This window comes from Pseudoxanthomonas mexicana (genome assembly GCF_010093385.1).
Classification (GTDB): Bacteria; Pseudomonadota; Gammaproteobacteria; order Xanthomonadales; family Xanthomonadaceae; genus Pseudoxanthomonas_A; species Pseudoxanthomonas_A mexicana.
In genome coordinates this window covers 1-15,995 of record NZ_PDWV01000028.1, presented here as the reverse complement: position 1 = coordinate 15,995, position 15,995 = coordinate 1, and the positions used below count along the sequence as shown (strand labels likewise).

At 67.8% G+C, this 15,995-nt stretch carries 16 protein-coding genes and 1 pseudogene; 9 read left to right on the top strand and 8 right to left on the bottom strand.

The features are described from left to right. Positions 1 to 32: 32 nt before the first annotated feature. Both gnd and CSC76_RS11245 read right to left on the bottom strand, forming a co-directional pair. Entirely contained in the window at positions 33 to 938 is a 906-nt protein-coding gene (gnd, locus tag CSC76_RS11250; protein ID WP_162110104.1) for a phosphogluconate dehydrogenase (NAD(+)-dependent, decarboxylating), read from the bottom strand. Between the two features lie 93 nt (positions 939 to 1,031). Then, the gene (locus CSC76_RS11245; RefSeq protein WP_202923522.1) at positions 1,032 to 1,730 is read right to left on the bottom strand and encodes an alpha/beta fold hydrolase; all 699 of its coding nucleotides are present in this window, start codon (positions 1,728 to 1,730) and stop codon (positions 1,032 to 1,034) included. Positions 1,731 to 1,844: 114 nt separating this feature from the next. Between CSC76_RS11245 and CSC76_RS11240 the strand changes: the two genes are divergently transcribed. Both CSC76_RS11240 and CSC76_RS11235 read left to right on the top strand, forming a co-directional pair. Continuing rightward, the gene (locus tag CSC76_RS11240; RefSeq protein WP_162110102.1) at positions 1,845 to 2,735 is read left to right on the top strand and encodes a TIGR01777 family oxidoreductase; all 891 of its coding nucleotides are present in this window, start codon (positions 1,845 to 1,847) and stop codon (positions 2,733 to 2,735) included. Between the two features lie 336 nt (positions 2,736 to 3,071). After that, on the top strand, positions 3,072 to 3,539 hold the full coding sequence (locus CSC76_RS11235; protein ID WP_162110101.1) for a GNAT family N-acetyltransferase: 468 nt from the start codon (positions 3,072 to 3,074) through the stop codon (positions 3,537 to 3,539). Positions 3,540 to 3,579: 40 nt separating this feature from the next. On the opposite strand, the gene CSC76_RS11230 is transcribed toward CSC76_RS11235, so the two are convergent. Then, the gene (locus CSC76_RS11230; RefSeq protein ID WP_162110100.1) at positions 3,580 to 4,476 is read right to left on the bottom strand and encodes an alpha/beta hydrolase family protein; all 897 of its coding nucleotides are present in this window, start codon (positions 4,474 to 4,476) and stop codon (positions 3,580 to 3,582) included. Between the two features lie 31 nt (positions 4,477 to 4,507). Continuing rightward, positions 4,508 to 4,897, bottom strand: a complete 390-nt coding sequence (locus tag CSC76_RS11225) for a low affinity iron permease family protein (RefSeq protein ID WP_162110099.1) — start codon at positions 4,895 to 4,897, stop codon at positions 4,508 to 4,510. Between the two features lie 157 nt (positions 4,898 to 5,054). On the opposite strand from CSC76_RS11225, the gene CSC76_RS11220 reads away from it, so the two are divergent. The 3 genes and pseudogenes from CSC76_RS11220 to CSC76_RS11210 all read left to right on the top strand — a co-directional run bounded on the left by CSC76_RS11220 (position 5,055) and on the right by CSC76_RS11210 (position 7,337). After that, positions 5,055 to 5,441: an MmcQ/YjbR family DNA-binding protein gene (locus CSC76_RS11220; protein WP_162110098.1), complete on the top strand. Its 387-nt coding sequence runs from the start codon at positions 5,055 to 5,057 to the stop codon at positions 5,439 to 5,441. A gap of 119 nt (positions 5,442 to 5,560) precedes the next feature. Next, positions 5,561 to 5,974 (top strand): VOC family protein, encoded by a 414-nt coding sequence (locus tag CSC76_RS11215; RefSeq protein WP_162110097.1) that lies wholly within the window; start codon positions 5,561 to 5,563, stop codon positions 5,972 to 5,974. A 91-nt stretch (positions 5,975 to 6,065) separates the two neighbouring features. Then, a pseudogene (locus CSC76_RS11210) lies at positions 6,066 to 7,337 on the top strand (RNA polymerase sigma factor). A gap of 6 nt (positions 7,338 to 7,343) precedes the next feature. On the opposite strand, the gene CSC76_RS11205 reads toward CSC76_RS11210, so the two are convergent. Continuing rightward, positions 7,344 to 9,083 carry a caspase family protein gene (locus tag CSC76_RS11205; RefSeq protein WP_162110096.1) on the bottom strand — a complete coding sequence of 580 codons (1,740 nt, stop codon included), beginning with the start codon at positions 9,081 to 9,083 and terminating at the stop codon, positions 7,344 to 7,346. Between the two features lie 235 nt (positions 9,084 to 9,318). After that, positions 9,319 to 9,837 carry a DUF1993 domain-containing protein gene (locus CSC76_RS11200; protein WP_238394943.1) on the bottom strand — a complete coding sequence of 173 codons (519 nt, stop codon included), beginning with the start codon at positions 9,835 to 9,837 and terminating at the stop codon, positions 9,319 to 9,321. A gap of 136 nt (positions 9,838 to 9,973) precedes the next feature. Here CSC76_RS11200 and CSC76_RS11195 point away from each other — a divergent pair, with 136 nt between their 5' ends. Continuing rightward, on the top strand, positions 9,974 to 10,489 hold the full coding sequence (locus tag CSC76_RS11195; RefSeq protein WP_162110095.1) for an adenine phosphoribosyltransferase: 516 nt from the start codon (positions 9,974 to 9,976) through the stop codon (positions 10,487 to 10,489). Positions 10,490 to 10,541: 52 nt separating this feature from the next. Here the strand turns inward: CSC76_RS11195 and CSC76_RS11190 are convergent, their stop codons facing one another. Together CSC76_RS11190 and CSC76_RS11185 are read right to left on the bottom strand one after the other, a co-directional pair. Next, entirely contained in the window at positions 10,542 to 11,951 is a 1,410-nt protein-coding gene (locus CSC76_RS11190) for a PKD domain-containing protein (protein ID WP_238394942.1), read from the bottom strand. Between the two features lie 1,228 nt (positions 11,952 to 13,179). Further along, a complete protein-coding gene (locus tag CSC76_RS11185; RefSeq protein WP_162110093.1) occupies positions 13,180 to 13,521 on the bottom strand; it encodes a transposase in 342 nt (113 codons plus the stop codon). Between the two features lie 484 nt (positions 13,522 to 14,005). On the opposite strand from CSC76_RS11185, the gene CSC76_RS11180 reads away from it, so the two are divergent. From CSC76_RS11180 to CSC76_RS11170, 3 genes are all read left to right on the top strand, one after another. After that, positions 14,006 to 14,593: an ECF-type sigma factor gene (locus tag CSC76_RS11180; protein WP_162110092.1), complete on the top strand. Its 588-nt coding sequence runs from the start codon at positions 14,006 to 14,008 to the stop codon at positions 14,591 to 14,593. A gap of 179 nt (positions 14,594 to 14,772) precedes the next feature. Beyond that, positions 14,773 to 15,015, top strand: coding sequence for a hypothetical protein (locus CSC76_RS11175; protein WP_162110091.1), 243 nt, complete (start codon positions 14,773 to 14,775; stop codon positions 15,013 to 15,015). 108 nt (positions 15,016 to 15,123) lie between these two features. Next, complete coding sequence (locus tag CSC76_RS11170; RefSeq protein WP_162110090.1) at positions 15,124 to 15,759, top strand: cysteine hydrolase family protein; 636 nt, start codon at positions 15,124 to 15,126, stop codon at positions 15,757 to 15,759. Positions 15,760 to 15,995 lie beyond the last annotated feature (236 nt).

The following is a 15,995-nucleotide window of genomic DNA, read 5'->3' as shown; positions in this document are numbered from 1 at the left end:
AGATTGGCACTGCGGGCGATAAGGCCGGGTGATCAGCCCTGCTTCACCGCATGTCCGCCGAATTCGTTGCGCATCGCGGCCAGCAGCTTGTCGGCGTAGGAATCGTCGTCGCGCGAGCGCAGGCGTTCCAGCAGCGACAGGGTGATCACCGGCGCGGAGACGTTCAGGTCGATGGCCTCGGCGACGGTCCAGCGGCCTTCGCCGGAATCGGCCACGTACGGCGCGATGCCGTCCATCTGCGGATTCTTCTTCAGCGCATCGGCGGTCAGGTCCAGCAGCCACGACCTCACCACGCTGCCATGGCGCCAGATCTCCGCCAGCGCCCCCAGGTCGAAGTCCATCGTCTGCTTGTGCTTGAGGATGGCGAAGCCTTCGGCATAGGCCTGCATCATTCCGTACTCGATGCCGTTGTGGATCATCTTGGCGAAGTGGCCGGCGCCGCTCGGCCCCACGTGGCCCCAGCCGGTCTGCGGCGTGGGTGCCAGCGTGGCGAACACCGGCTGCAGGCGCGCCACCGCGTCGGCATCGCCGCCGATCATCAGGCTGTAGCCCTCCGCCAGGCCCCACACGCCACCGCTGGTGCCGCAGTCGATGTAGTGGATGCCGGCGTCGGCCAGCTGCGCGCCGCGGCGCTGGGTGTCCTTGTAGTTGGAATTGCCGCCGTCGATCACCGTGTCACCGGCGGCCAGCAACGGACGCAGCTGTGCGATCGTGTCGTCCACCACCTGCCCGGCCGGCACCATCAGCCACACCACGCGCGGCGTGGGCAGCGCGGCGACCGCGTTCTGCAGGTTCGCGTGCGGAACGATCCCGCGCGCCTCGGCCTGCTGGCGCGCCGCATCGCCGGGGTCGTAGCCGCGTACCGTGTGCCCGCCGCGTACCAGCCGTTCGGCCATGTTGGCGCCCATGCGCCCCAGCCCGATCATCGCCAGTTCCATGTGTACTCCCGTGCGTTCAACGAAAAGAAAAGGGTGCGCCATTGTCGCCGCGCGGCGTGGCGACGACGTGCACCGGTGTGCGTACCCGACGCCTCATGACGCCTGCAGCCAGTCGCGCAGTACCGCGGTGGTTTCCTGCGGCACTTCCATCGGCGGCAGGTGGCCGCAGCGCGCGAACACATGCAGGCGCGCGCCGGGGATGCGTTCGTGCAGCAGCCACGATTCCTCCGGCAGGGTCATGCGGTCGTCCTCGCCCACGCCGATGAGCGTGGGCACGGCAATGGCGGGCAGCAGCGGCAGCGAATCGGGGCGGTCGATGATGGCGCGCTGCTGCCGCAGGAAGGCATCGCGGCCGACGCGCTGCGCCATCGCCATCACCGCGTCACCCACCTCGCTCTCCACCCGACTCTCATGCACCAGCTGCGGCAGCAGCTTGCGGGTGACGCCGGCAAAGCGTCCGGATTCGGCCAGCGCCAGGCCGGCCTTGCGCACGGCCCGCCGCTTCGGCGGATCGGTGCGCGCGCTGGTGTCCAGCAAAGCCAGACGCGCCACGCGCTCCGGTGCCTGGCGCAGGATCTCGAACGCGACATAGCCGCCCATGGACAGCCCGGCCAGCGCAAACACCGGGGGCGCAGCATCCAGCACGCGCGCGGCCATGCCGGCCACGCTGTCGTCCAGGGTCAGGTCGGCGTGATGGACCGGCGTCAGGTCGGCCAGTGCGGCCGCGGGGTCGCGCCACAGGCGCGCATCGCACAGCAGGCCGGGCAGCAGGACCAGGGGAAGGGAAGCCATCCGCATAGTGTAGGCGCGGCCCCGCCGGCCGACCGGCGGCCACCGCCGACGGTCCGTTCCACATCCGCAACACACGCCGCTGCGTAAGCTGTCCGGGTTTACGGAAGCCTTCCCATGCATGTCCTGATCACCGGCGGTACCGGCTTCATCGGCCAGGCGCTCTGCGCCGCGCTGCTGCAGGCCGGCCATACCCTCAGCGTGCTGACGCGCGATCCCGCCCGCGCGCGGTCCCAGGTGCCGCCCGCCGCGCGGGTGCTGGCGTCGCTGGACGAGGCGCGCGATGTGGAGGCGGTGGTCAACCTGGCCGGCGAACCGTTGATGGCCGGACGCTGGAACACCACGCGCAAGGCGGCCTTCCGGGCCTCGCGGCTGGACACCACGCGCGCGCTGATCGGCTGGATGGCGCGGCAATCGGTCCGCCCGCGCGTCCTGGTCTCCGGTTCGGCCATCGGCTATTACGGCCCGCGCGGGGACGAAGCGCTGGACGAATCCGCCGCCCCCGGCAACGACTTCGCCGCCCACCTCTGCCGCGACTGGGAAACCGAAGCGATGCAGGCCGAGGGCCTGGACGTGCGCACCTGCCGCGTGCGCACGGGCATCGTGCTGGGTGCCGACGGCGGCGCACTGGCGAAGATGCTGCCGCCGTTCCGGCTGGGCGCGGGCGGCCCGATGGGCGATGGCCGGCAGTGGATGAGCTGGATCCACCGCCACGATCTGGTGGGAATGATCCAGTGGCTGCTGGAACGCGACCAGGCCGGCGGCGCCTACAACGGCACCGCGCCTACGCCGGTGACCAACCGCGATTTCGCCCGCACCTTGGGCGCGACGTTGAACCGGCCCGCACTCATCCCCACCCCCGCCTTCGCCCTGCGCCTGGGCTTCGGTGAAATGGCCGAGTTGCTGTTGACCGGCCAACGCGTGCTGCCCGCGCACGCGCTCGCGGAGGGCTTCGCCTTCCGCTTCCCCACGCTGGAGAGGGCGCTGGACGACCTGCTGCGCCCGTGACATCGCCCCCGGGTCATGCGCCCCGGCAGCCGTCAATGGATCTTGTGGGCCCTCGCGATACCGTCAGCGAGAGGAGAGCGGACCTTTCTGGGTCTCGCGCTATCCTTAGTGTGAGAAGAACGGACCTTTTTGGGCCTCGCGATACCCTTAGTGAGAGAAGAGCGGACCTATTTCGTTCTCGCGCCACCCTTGGTGAGAGAAGAGCGGACCTTTTTGGTCCTCGCGACACCCTTAGTGAGAGAAGAACGGACCTTTTTGGTCCTCGCGACACCCTTGGTGAGAGAAGAGCGGACCTTTTTCGGTCTCGCGATAGCCTTAGTGTGAGAAGAGCGGGTCATGCCCACCCTCCGTCCCTACCATCCCAACGATGCCGCCGCGCTGACCGCGCTGTACGTCCGCTCCGTGCGCCATTACGGGCCGCGGGCATACACACCCGAGCAGGTTGCGGTGTGGGCGGCGACCGCGGATGTCGCCCACACGGCGGCGCGCTGCGGCGATGGACGCCACGTGGTGGTGGCGCAGGATGAGGCCGGCAGGCTCCTCGGGTTCGCCGACCTGGAGGCCGACGGTCATCTCGACATGCTGTACGTCGCGCCGGAAGCCGAAGGCCTGCACGTGGGCTCGCAACTGTATGCCGCGCTCGAAACGCATGCACGGCGCCGCGGCCTGCACCGGATCTTCGTCGAAGCCAGCGAACTCGCCCGCCCCTTGTTCGAACGCCGCGACTTCACCCTGCTCGGCCGCAACGACCTGGTGCTGGACGGCGTGGACATCCACAACTACCGGATGGAGAAGCGATGGTGACGCCTCCGCACGCACGTCGCTGCATCGCGAACACCCGCACTCAGTCCAGTCGACCGCTCGCAATGCCCTGTCCTGCTCCCCGCAGGAACTCACGCAGATGATCGTGCCCTTCCGCTTGCAGGCTGTGATCTGCGCCGGGGTACACCACCAGACCGATGTTCTGCTTGCCAGCCGCCCGGGCCGCACGCAGGACTTCGTGCGCGGACGCGGCCGGTACGCTGCTGTCAAGCTCACCGAATCCGATGATCACCGGAATCCCTAGGGCGAGGTAGTCGACCAGGGGCGCGTGATCGAAGGTATCGAACCAGTAACGGTACGGATGACCGCGCCATAGCGCCTCCGCGCTGTCGGGATGCCGCGCGATGTCCTTCCATGCCGCTTCCACGACATCCGCGCCCATCAGCGAAGAAAGGTTGTCGCGCATGCTCCAGCCGCCATCTCCGACCACGATCAGGTGGGTGATGTCGCTACGCGCGCGTGCAACCCGGGCAGCGAGCGCGCCGCCTTCGGATCCCCCCACCAACACCACGTTCTTCCAGCGCCCAGGCTCCGCTGCCAGCGTCCGCGAGACGAATTCCATGTAGTCCGCCATCCAGTGCCGCGGCAGGTTCCATGCCCTGAATGCACGCGAGCAGGTGTCGCTACCGCCCCTCTGCGCCTGGCCCGACGCCACGTGCCGTTTGTTGAGCGCCATAAAACGAGCGGGGATAGCCATGCCATCCGCGAGTGTCGGTAACCAATAACGCGCAAGATCAGTGCACCCCGATCCGCCATAGGTGAACACCAGCGTATCCACCGCCGCCGGATCGCCCCGCACGATTTCGTATACGGTGGACGTGCCCCCGTCAGAAAAGCGGAAGGCCTTGCCACTGGCCGGCGTCTGGGCCATGACAGGACACAGCATGATCGTGAGCAATACACCGAATATTCCCTTCATGCCCCACCTCCATGCGTAAGCCGTCCCCGGATCATCGCATCTTTCGCGCCTGCATCTCCCGCGCCTGCCGCGCCATGTCTTCGTAATGCGCACGCAGGTCGTCGAGTTCCTTCTCCTCCAGCTCCTCCAGGTCCAGCAGCGCGTTGTTGGCGCTGCGCGAGACGCGGATCAGTTCGTCCAGCTTGATCTGCATGGCCTCGGTGTCGCGGTTCTGGGTACTCTGGATCAGGAACACCATCAGGAAGGTGATCACCGTGGTCCCGGTGTTGATCACCAGCTGCCAGGTATCGCTGAAGCCGAACAGCGGCCCGGTGACCGCCCAGGCCACGATGATGCCCAGCGCCAGTGCGAAGCAGGCGGGACGGCCGGTGAAGGTGGAGGCTTTCTTGGCCAGGCGGGTGAAGGCGGATGGGCGGCTCATCGGCGGCTCCGGGATCAGGGGTGAACGACGTGGCGCCACTGTAGCCGGAGCCGCGGAACGCCGTGCGGCGGGCCTCACGCCGCTTTGAGGGCAGCCACCGCCCTCGCCCCGCCGAGCCTGCATGCCACGCGCGCGTTCGCAGCGCTAGCATCTCGGCATGGATGTCGCCGCCCTAAAACGCCATTGCCGCGCCCTGCCGGGCAGCGTGGAAACGCTGCATGGAGAGCCTTCGAACATCCTGGTGTACGAGGTAGGCGGCAAGCGCTTCGCCTACTTCAAGACCAGCGAGCCCGAGCGCTGGCGTTTCAGCTTCAAGGTGGCGCCGGAGCGCTTCCTGGAGCTGACCGACCAGCCGGGCATCAAGCCCGCGCGCTGGCTGGGCAAACACCGCTGGGTGACCGTGGTGGACGTGTCCTCGGTGCCGGGCGCCTACCTGAAGGACCTGGTGGCGTGGTCGTACCGCCACGCCCTGACGAAGCTGAGCCGGCGCCAGCGCGAGGCCATCGCCGGGGCCGCCGCGGATCCCGGCGACGCCGTCCGCTGACGGGCGCGCAGGCCGGATGCATCTTCATCTCCGATGCTGTCGATTCCGGCCCCGCCGGTTCGTCGGAGAACACGAGCAGGCCGTGCCGGCCCTGCACCCGACCACCCGAGGAGCCCACCATGAACGTCAATCCCTACCTGATCCTCAACGGCGACTGCGAAGCCGCCTTCACCTTCTATGCCCAGGCGACCGGCGGCGAACTGGGGCCGATGATGCGGTTCGACGGCATGGAGGGCTGCGGCGACATCCCGGCCGATTACCGGCAGAAGATCATGCATACGCACGTGATGTTCGGGCAGACCGTGCTGATGGGATCGGACAACCACCCGGCGCAACCTTACGAGGGCGTGAAGGGCTGCTCGGTGTCGCTGTCGGTGGACAGCATCAAGGAGGCCGAGCACGTCTTCGCCGCGCTGTCCGACGGCGGCCAGGTGACCATGCCGCTGGCACAGACGTTCTGGGCGGTGCGCTTCGGCATGCTGGTGGACAGGTTCGGCGTGCCGTGGATGATCAACTGCGAGAAGGATGCGTGATGACGGTGCGGACGCGGCGTGGACGCCATGTTGACTGCCTACGTTGCGCTGCGGCTTTCACCGGCCGCAGCGCCGTGGTCTGATGCGCGCCATGTCCACGACATCGCCCACCCATCGCGCGATCGATGCCGTCTGGCGCATCGAATCGGCGCGCGTCATCGCCGGCCTCGCCCGCATGCTGCGCGACCTGGACCTGGCCGAGGACCTGGCCCAGGACGCGCTGGTCGCCGCGCTGGAGACCTGGCCCCGTGACGGCGTGCCGGACAATCCGGGGGCGTGGCTGATGACCACCGCCAAGCGCCGCGCGATCGACCGCCTGCGCCGCCTGCAGCTGCTCGACCGCAAGCACGAAGAACTCGCGCGCGAACTGGAAGACATACAGGACGAACGCCGCAGCCGCGACGAGGACGCGCTGGACCACGACATCGACGACGACCTGCTGCGGCTGGTGTTCGTCTCGTGCCACCCGGTGCTGTCGATGGAAGCGCGGGTCGCACTGACGCTGCGCCTGCTGTGCGGCCTGACGACGGACGAGATCGCACGCGCGTTCCTTGCGGCGGAGCCGACGGTGGCGCAGCGCATCGTGCGCGCCAAGCGCACGCTGGCCGAAGCCGACGTGGCGTTCGAAGTGCCCCGCGGCGACGCGTTGCAGGAACGCCTGGCCAGCGTGCTGGGCGTGGTCTACCTGGTGTTCAACGAAGGCTATGCGGCCACCAGCGGCGATGATTGGGTGCGGCCGGCGCTGTGCGAGGAAGCGTTGCGGCTGGGCCGCATGCTGGCCGCGCTGACGCCGCGCGAACCCGAGGTGCACGGACTGGTGGCGCTGATGGAGATCCAGGCCTCGCGCCTGCACGCCCGCGTGGGCAAGGACGGCGAAGCCGTGCTGCTGCTCGACCAGGACCGCAGCCGTTGGGACCAGCTGCTGATCCGGCGCGGCCTGGAGGCGCTGGCGCGCGCGGAGCAACTGGGCGGCGCCTTCGGCCCGTAGGCGCTGCAGGCCGCGATCGCCGCGTGCCACGCCCGCGCGCGCACGGCCGACGCCACCGACTGGGTGCGGATCGCTACGCTGTACGCGGCACTGGCACAGGTGAATCCGTCGCCGGTGGTCGAACTGAACCGTGCGGTCGCGGTGTCGATGGCGACCGGACCGGCAAGCGCATTGCCGCTGGTGGACCGGTTGCAGGACGATCCGGCGATGAAGCACTACCACCTGTTGCCCAGCGTGCGCGGCGACCTGCTGTTTAGACTGGCGCGGCACGACGAAGCGCGCGCCGAGTTCGAGCGCGCCGCCGCGATGACCCGCAACGCGCGCGAGCAGGCCCTGCTGCTGGCGCGCGCACGCGAATGCGCCGCGGCGGGCTGAGGCGCGCTACATCCAGCGCGACAGGCGGATTTCCGGCCCGGCGAGCGCCGCTGTCTGGTCGTATTCCAGCTCGCGCAGTTCCTGCGAGGTGTACTTCACCAGGTCACTGACCTTCAGGCGGCGCCGGTCGCCGGCGCCACCGCGCAGCATCCGCCGCCAGTTCTTGACCAGTGCGTAGGTGAACGCGCCATGCTGGATGGCGCCGTGTTCGTATTCGTAGGCGAACTCGCCCTCCTGGCAGGCATAGACCAGCAGCGGCATGTAGGGCCCCTTGTGGCCCAGCGCCTTGCGCAGCTGGCGCGCTTCGCCCAGCGGCAGCGTGCGTACCGGCAGCGCGTAGCCCAAGCGCCCGCTCATGTCGCCCAGCGGCATGGTGTCCTGGTCCACGGCCAGTTGCTTGCGCTCGGCGACCTCCAGTTCGCGCGGCACCCACATCTCGCGCGCGGCGTCCCACTTCAGCGCGCGATGGCGGATGTCGTCGGGCGGATTGAGGCCGCGCATGCGCGCCGGGCCGCCCTTGGCCATGCCGCCGGAATGGCAGCAGTCCAGCAGGATGGTGAAGTCCACGTCGTACGGCAGCTGCACGTAGCGCTCGAACAGCCAGTCGTCGGTGAGCGCGGTGTCCTCGGTCCAGTCGAAGTCGTAAGGCACCAGCGTCTCGTCCATGCGGTCCACCCGGTCGCCCAGCCCGTAGGTGGGCAGCTGCGCGCCATGGCCGCTGTAGTACAGGATGCGCTGGTCGCCGGAACGCACTCCGTCCAGCAGCCAGTCCACGCGCTCACGGATGCCGTCGGCGGTGGCCCGCTCGTCCAGCACCACGCGGATATCGCCGGCGTCGAAGCCCTGTTCCTGCAGCATGGCGCTCATCAGGAACACGTCGTTGACGCAGCCGGCCAGCCGCTGGTCCGGATCGGGGTAGTCGTTGATGCCGATCAGCAGCGCGCGCTTGCGCGGCGGGGCCACGCGCGCGGACACGGGGCGCTGTTCGCGCAGCGCACGGGTGATGCGCGCGGTCTCGTCGTTGAGCACGTCGTACCAGAACGTGCTGACGGCCTGCGGATGGCGCAGGTATTCCTCCGCCGCGTGGTCGGCATTGCCGGGAATGTCGAAGTGCGTGTCCACCTGGCGGAAGTTGTCGGCGGCGATCGAGACGCGCGCCGTGAACACCGAGTCGAAGCGGTTGTACAGGTGGTACCAGAAGCGCGCCTTCTCGATGGCGCTGAGGCGGCCGGCCTGGTACTCGCCGCGCACGAACGGATTGCCGATCTGCGAGCCCAGCGAGACGAAGTAGCGCCCGCTGGCGGTGGCACGCGACTCCTCGTGGGTGAAGGTGTCGTAGCAGACCAGCGAGCCCAGGCTGTGGCCGAGCACGACATGCGGCTTCACCGCGTCGATGCGCTCGACCAGGCGGTCGCGCGTCTGCTTGCGGAAGGTGGGGCTTTCGACCCACTTCACCACCATGCCCGCGGTATGCCGCAGGCGCGAATCGTCGCCGCGCGCACGCCGGAACGGGGCGGTAATGCCGTTGGCCAGCAGGCGCGCCAGGGCTTCCAGCGTGTCGCCCAGTCCCACCTTGTGCTGGGCGAAGATGTCGTCGTAGTGGCAGTACTGGATGTCGAGCGCGCGTTCGGCATCGACCTGCCGGCACGCCTCGTGGATCGCGGCCTCCCAGGCCTGCTGCCACGCCCCGCCGGGCGGATGCTGGCCCACGCCGTGTACGCAGAGGATCCGTAGTGCGGTCGCCATCGCTGCTTCCCTCGCTGGAGTGGTCCCGGCATCCGCGCAGGCGACGCTTGTCGCAAGGCGTGGAGGCCCGGACGACAGTATCGGAGGGTCACGTCGCATGCCGTGACACACGCAGCACTCCGTCGCCGCAGGCGACCGGCTTCTCGGAGGAAGCCGCCGCGCGGCAGGGATCGCGCGGCTCTTCCTGTCCAACGCCGGTGGGCGGCCGGAGCGGACAGGCCGCCCCGGCGCCGGCTCAGGCCTGGGGGCCGAGATAGTCCAGCTTGCCCAGCGGTACGCCGTTGTGGCGCAGGATCGCGTAGGCGGTGGTGGCGTGGAAGAACAGGTTGGGCAGGACGAAGCCCAGCAGGTAGCCTCGACCGTCGAACTTCAGCTCGCCGCGCGTGCGCGTGGTGAGCGTGATGCTGCGGTCCTGGCTGCCTTCCAGCGCAGCTTCGTCGAAAGTACGCAGATAGGCGCTGACCGCATCCAGACGTGCGTACAGTTCCTCGAACGTGGTTTCCACATCGTCGAAGCGCGGCGATTCCACGCCGGCGAGGCGGGCGACGGCGAACTTCGCCGTATCCGTGGCGAACTGTACCTGGCGCACCAGCGGAAACATGTCCGGCGCCAGCCGCGACTGCAGCAGGATCGTGGGCTCATAGCCCTTGTCCCGCGCATGCGCCTCGCCTTTCGCCAGCACGTGGCGCAGGTTCGCGAGCGCACGGAGAAGAACAGGGACCGAAGCCTGGTACATCGAAAGGGCGTTGCTCATGGGGCATGTCCGGGAGAGGTGGAAGGCGAGGATAGCCTTGCGGCGGCACGCTGATTAGCCGCCCGGCGCGGGAGACTGCATCCCAGACCCCGCAGGCTGCGATAGCATCATCGGCCCACCTGGAATTCCACCGCCCATGGCCTGGACCGACCTGCTGCGCGATATCCCCGACTTCCCCAAGCCCGGCATCCTGTTCAAGGACATCACGCCGGTACTGGCTGATGGCGATGCGTTCGCCGACGCAATCGCGGCGATGGCCGAGCCGTGGCGCGGCGTGGCGCTCGATGCCGTCGTCGGCGTTGAGGCCCGCGGCTTCATCCTGGGGGCGACGCTGGCGCGCGAACTCGATGTGGGGTTTGTGCCGGTCCGCAAACCCGGCAAGCTGCCCGGGCATACGTTGTCGCAGGACTACGGACTGGAATACGGACGCGACCGCCTGGAGATCCATGCCGATGCGCTTCCGGCCGGTGCGCGCGTCATCGTCGTCGACGACGTGCTGGCGACGGGTGGCACGCTGAAAGCCGCTCTCGTGCTGGTCGAGCGGCAGGGCGCACAGGTCGTGGGCACGGCCGTCCTGGTCGAACTGGGTTTCCTGGATGCGCGCGCCGGCTGGACGCACCCCGCCCCCCTGCACGCCTCTGCCGTTTACTGACGCTGGCGCCGTGCGTGCGCATGGAGCGAACGCACGGCGCGTCCATGGTGAATCAATACACCTCGAGTTCGTAGATGCGTGCGGCCGGATCGCCGTTCTGGGTCGGCGTGCTGATGTTGAGCCGTACGTAGCGCGCCGTGCGCGGAGTGATTGCGTGCGTAGTCACGCTGGCGCTACTGGCGCTCACCGTCGCCACCGTGGTCCATGTGGCGCCGTCGGTGGAGGTCTGCAGCGTGAAGGCCTTGGTATTCCACGCGGTGGCTTCTCCGCCTGCTCCGGCATGCTTGATCACGAAACTACGGACCGTGCGGGACGACCCCAGGTCGACGCGCAGCCACTTCGAGGATGCGAGCGAGCAGAACTTGTCTGTGGTGCCGCCCGAAACGCTGCCGTTGACCGCCTTCGCCGCGCTTTCATTGGCGTTGCATACGATCGATCCCGTCGCAGGCCGATTGAGCGCCAGGTTGGCGCCGACCGTGACCACATTGCTGCGGCTCGCGGTGGCGCCGTCGTCGTCGGTCACGGTCAGCGTGACGGTGTAGGTGCCATTGGCGGCATAGCTGTGGCTGGGGTTGGTCGCCGTGGATGTGGCGCCATCGCCGAAGGTCCATTGCCGCGCAACGATGGTCCCGTCGCTGTCGGTGGATGCGTCCGAGAAGGCCACGGTGGATCCTGCAACGCTAGAGCTGAAGTTGGCGACGGGCGCTGCGTTGCCGCCGAATACCGCATTGATCGCGCCAGCGTATTGGGCCGTGGTGCCTTGCGACCAGCATGCCTGGATATCGTCGTACAGCCAGATGAAGCCACCGACGATGCCGGCGGAATTCTTCCAGTTCGTCATCTTGCTCTGGACCGTGGCAGGACTGTCTCCCGCCGTACATCCGCTGCCGTGCTTCGACCAGACGCCCGGGTCGACCGCCATGCCCAGCGTGGTGGACCACGTGGCCGGATTGTTGCCGGCACCTCCGTCGTAGACCTGCAGGTGGATGCCGTCGACCTTGCCGGCGAGATTGTCCGCCAGGCTCTTCCAGTAGGTCATGTTCGTGTAGGGCGCCAGCGTGATCGAATAGCCCAGGCCCCACAGCATGTTGCCGAATGCAGTCGACGAGCCCAGGTCGTAGGTGCTCTCGTCATCGAAGTCGATCGCATCGGCGCCGGTGACCTGCTTCAGTGTCTGGAAGTTCTTGTAGAGAACGCTGGTCGGACCGGTGCCCTGCGCAGCGATCAGGTTCTTGATGTTCTGGAAATCGCCCGTGCCCCAGCCGCCGACCGAAGCCTCGATGCGGGTGACCGAGGTCGGCGCCGTCTTCAGCGTCGCCAAGCGCGCAGGCCAGCCGGGGTCGCCGATGTAGGTGCCGTTGGAAATGATCGGATCATTATTGAAGTGCAGATCGCCGTTGGTCTGCACATGCACGCCGAACAGGATCACCGTAGTGAAGCCTGACGCGCGCAGGTCGTCCATGACGGCCTGCCCTCCGTGATAGAAGGGCCCGCCGCCATAGATGGCCGAATCGGCGGAAGCGTGGAACGAAACAAGACAGAGAAGTGCAGCGAGCAGCAGAGACCGCTTCGTGCGCCGGATCCGGCGGAATCGATCGAACATCGTGAACTCCTTGCGTCGAGATGAATTGGCTGTGTCGTCGGACCCCTCGCACACGTGAGCGCCGGAGCATGACGGGCCGGAGCTTCGACGTGCGGCATCGATTGCGTCAAATTTGGATCGATACAATCGCAAGGAAAACGACGATTATCGAGTAACAGAAACGCGATGACCCGCGACTTGGCCATGGAAATCAGTGCGATAGCGAATATCGCACGACGAGTGCGCACCGGCTGGCCGACCGGTCATCGACATACGCGCCGCGTCGCGCGCTGCAATGCAACAGGACTTCTGCGTGGAAGGTGCGGAGCGGACCGCTGCAATGTCGGTCACGCCGTGGAAAGAAGGCGATCAGGCCCGCGGCGCATCGCGTGCGCACGCAGGTTCGCGCGCTTATGCTCCCGACGTTGTGCTGTAACCTCTGCCGGGCGCCGTGGCACGCTGGAGCCGACACACCGTCGCACTGCGCCTCCTGTGGCGGCGGCACTGCACTCCGCGAGCGCCCGAGGATGCAGCGACCGCTCGTACCAATGCGAAGGATGTCCAGGGCGCTTTCGGTCGTGTACGCGTGTGACACAGGTGCCTGTACCCATCCGCTGGACGGTGTCATTGTCGACGCGGCCTACGCGACCGCCTTGTTCGAGCACCTAGAACGGATGTGCCTCCGCCGTCGCGCGCGACGCCTGCGCGCCCTCCTCGTTGCGGGGAACCTGGATCCGGCAGCGTCCTCCGCAGGCGTCCTGTGGGGTGAAGACGTGCGTGCTCATCTGGCCTGCTCCCATTGCCGGGAATACCCGCCATGCCCGCTGCGTCAAGTCCTGCGTGGCATTGCGTGAGAAAAAAGCGAGGGGGAGGCATTGCACCTCCCCCTCTGGCGCCGAAGCGCGATGCCTGCCATGTGTCGGGCATGGCAGGCGACAGGGTCGCCCCCCTGGGGAGGGGAGGCGCCCTCTAACTGCCAGACAGGGGACGTCGGCAGATAGACCTAGAGGGTCATGGATGGCCTGCAGACACGTTCAACGGCCGGCCCGTCCTCCCCTCTGGATTTCCTGGCCGGCATCCTCCGGCCCTCGAGGCTTCCGGCGATGTTTCATGACGCCCGCATCGCCCGACTCAGATGCTTGGTGTTGTTGCGATGCAGGTAGCGCTGCACCAGGGCATGCAGGTCGAGCGCACGCGGGTCCTGTGGAGCCAGACATGCCAGCACGCCCTCCCAGTTGCCGTCCTGCGCCCAGCGTATGAAGCGCACGTAGATGCCATGCCACGAACCGAATTCGCGTGGCAGGTCGGACCAGTACGCACCGGTCTGCGCCACCCATAGCACGGCCTCGATGAAACGGCGCGCATTGCCACCCTGACGCGCACGCGCACCGACCCGGCCCGGCAGGGCCTGCATCAGCACCTTCCATTCGTCTTCGGTCAGGCGCTGCATGATCGGCCACTGACTCGTGGCGCGCGGCCCCAACCCCGGGGGAATGGGCCAGTTTCTGGCGGGTAGCGAGGCCGCGGCGTGGTGGGCATTCCTCACACTGCCTTCGTCCTGCGGGTGCCGCCCCTCCATCATTCCGTCATTCCCCATGCGGGCGACCTCCGGCCATGGCCACCCCCCATCCCTCCGTCGTGACTGACGCCATCCGACTGCAGGCTTCGTTAAACCCGCGCATGACATACTCGTTGCCGATCATCTACGTGGAAATCTCCATGCCGTTCGTTCCCCAGGCCAGCGCGACTCCCTTCGCTCCCGACGGACCGCTCGCACAGAACCTGTGTTACGGCTTGCGTGCGAATCGCCCGCGGGGGCATATATGGGATGGAATCGTGATGACAGGCCCAGTCCGGACATGACAGCGCGGCGGCAACCAGGCAGCGTTACGGCAAGCACCCGCCTGGACCCGTGGACGCAAGGCGACGCGGCCATGCCGATGCCGGACGAGGAATCCGTGACCCGCCTGCTGGGTGATGCCGGCAGCGGGAAACCCGACGCGTGGAACCGGATCTATGCGCTGCTCTATCGCGACCTGCACCAGATCGCGCGCGCGCAAATCCGCCAGCAGCGCCGCTCGCACGTACGTTCGCCCACGTCGCTGATCAGCGAGACCTGGCTGAAGCTGGCCAGCGCGGATTTCAGCGTCGAGAACCGCGCGCATCTGGTGGCGCTGGTGGCCAGGGCCATGCGGTTCGTGCTGCTCGATGAGGTACGGCGTGCACTGGCGGAAAAACGCGGCGAGGGCATGGACCTGCTGCCTCTGGACGAGACCACGGAGCCGGTCCAGACCTCGCGGCTGGAGCAGTTGCTGATCCTCGACCAGGCGTTGACGGACCTGGGCAAGCTGGACGCCCGTCTGGCCCAGGTGGTGGAGATGCGCTACTTCGGTGGCCTCAGCGAACTGGAGATCGCCGACGTGCTGAAGGTCACCGAACGCACGGTACGGCGCGACTGGCGCAAGGCGCGCGCTTTCCTGTTCAGCCACCTTGGCGAAGGCGAGCTGCCCGAGCAGTGGTAGCCCAGGGACGCCGGTGCGACCGACGGCGTCCTGATCCACGCCCGTAGGGCGAACTCTGGTGTGTGAACCAATACGAATCCCCTCCTCCGACACCGTCATGCATGCCGGAAAACGGTACCCCCGCCTACTCGCCCCGGGTGGCAGCACATGAATCCGACGCAGGATCGCTCTCGCGGGCGATGAGCCTGTTCGATGCGTACTCGGACATGCAGGACGAAAACCAGGCTGCCGCCCTGGCCGCACTGAGGATGCGCGACCGCGCATTGCATGACGCGCTGGTGCGGCTGCTGGTGGCCGATGCGCTGGATCATGCACTGGATGTTCCTCCCTGGCAGGTGCACGCGCTGCAGGAAGGCGGACCGGCCGCGCTGCCTCGCACAGCGGCCCCGGCAGCCGCCCCAGGCTCGCCCGACGCAAAGTAGCAGCAGGCGGGACACGCGCGCGTTCCCGCACGTCGATGCAAGGCGATCCGCGCCCACTGCACCATGCTGGCGACGCGAGCCACCACTCGCGCTACACGGGACGCCACCATGTCCATGCAGGCCTATCCCGCGGGGCGCACCGCACTACTCCTGATCGATCCCTACAACGACTTCCTCGCCGAGGAGGGCAAGCTGTGGCCGCTGGTGGCGGAGGTGGCGCGCCACGTGGATCTGCACCTTCGGCTCGAAGCCGTGCTGTCGTGCATTCGGCAGGCGGGACTGCCCGTGTTCATCGTGCCGCACCACCGCTCCGAACCCGCCGACTTCAAGGGCTGGGACCATCCCACGCCCTACCAGTTGGGGGCGGCGCGCCTGCAGCCCTTTGCCCGGGGCAGCTGGGGCGGACAGTGGCATCCGGATTTCGCCCCGCAGCCTGGTGACATCATCGTCAGCGAGCACTGGGGCAGCAGCGGATTCGCCAACACCGACCTGGACTACCTGCTCAAGCAGCACCGCATCAGCCACGTGATCCTGGTGGGACTGATCGCCAACACCTGCGTCGAGGCCACGGGCCGGTGCGCGGCCGAACGGGGCTATCACGTGACCCTCGTCCGCGATGCCACCGCCGCCGCCAGCGCGGCGGCGATGCACGCCGCGCACGAGATCAACGCCCCCACGTACGCGCACGCCATCCTGACCACCGAAGGCCTGCTGGACGCGCTTACCGGCCGCGCACGTTCCTGATGCGCGGCAAGTCGAAGGGCCGTCGCGTGCTGTGGCGTGCGTCGCATTCCGGCTCACATTGCCGCCCGCGCAGGCGCAGCGAGGTGTGTTCATCCCTGCATCGACGTGCTGGACCGGCCAGAGCTCTGTAGACACTCAGTCGCCGCTCTGCGCGTAGCGCCTTTCAAACTCTACCGGTGACAGTCCGCGAGCGGAACCATGCCGGCGGATCGGGTTGTAGAACATCTCGATGTAGT